Here is an 881-nt window from a genome sequence, read left to right on the forward strand (position 1 = left end):
GCGGAGGCGGCGTCGGGGCGCACGCTCAACCCGCTGATGGCGCTCGGGCCGGCCGCGCGCGTGGCGCTGCGCCGTCGCCTCGCCGATCTGCTCGACGAGGACAGCGAGGACGCGGCGACGGTCGAGAAGCTGGTGCATCTCGCCGATGACTGCGCCCTGCACATGCCGGCCGTGGTCGGCGACTACACCGATTTCTTCGCCGGCATCCACCATGCCCGCAACGCCGGGCGGCAGTTCCGGCCGGACACGCCGCTGCTGCCCAACTACAAGTATCTGCCGGTCGGCTATCACGGCCGCGCCTCCTCGCTGCGCGTCTCGGGCACCGAAGTCCGGCGTCCGCGCGGTCAGCGCCGCCCCGCGCGACAGGAGACGCCGGATTTCGGCCCGTCGCGCAATCTCGACTACGAGCTGGAACTCGGCATCTGGATCGGGCCGGGCAACGCGCTGGGCACGCCGATCCCGCTGGCCGAGGCCCATACGCACATCGCCGGCTACTGCCTGCTCAACGACTGGTCGGCGCGCGACATCCAGGGGTGGGAGGCGCAGCCGCTCGGCCCGTTCCTCGCCAAGAACTTCGCCACCACGATCTCGCCCTGGATCGTGACGCCGGAGGCGCTCGCCCCGTTCCGCATCCCGCCGATGCCGCGCGAGGACGGCGATCCGCCGCTGATGGCCTATCTGGACGATCCCGGCGACCAGGCGCACGGCGCGTTCGACATCACGATCGAGGCGCTGCTGCTGACCGCCCGCATGCGCGACGAGGGCACCGCCCCGGCGACGCTCACGCACACCAACGCGATGCACCTGTATTGGACGGCGGCGCAGATGGTCGCGCACCACACGGTGGGCGGCTGCAATCTCCAACCCGGCGACCTGTTCGG

1 protein-coding gene is annotated in these 881 nt (G+C 71.6%); it reads left to right on the top strand.

The window, feature by feature from the left end; translation table 11 throughout:
- Positions 1–881, top strand: an 881-nt coding sequence (fahA, locus tag B8460_RS13800) for a fumarylacetoacetase (RefSeq protein WP_048862188.1), incomplete at both ends; no start/stop codon positions are given.

Source organism: Acidisphaera rubrifaciens HS-AP3 (assembly GCF_000964365.1).
GTDB lineage: Bacteria > Pseudomonadota > Alphaproteobacteria > Acetobacterales > Acetobacteraceae > Acidisphaera > Acidisphaera rubrifaciens.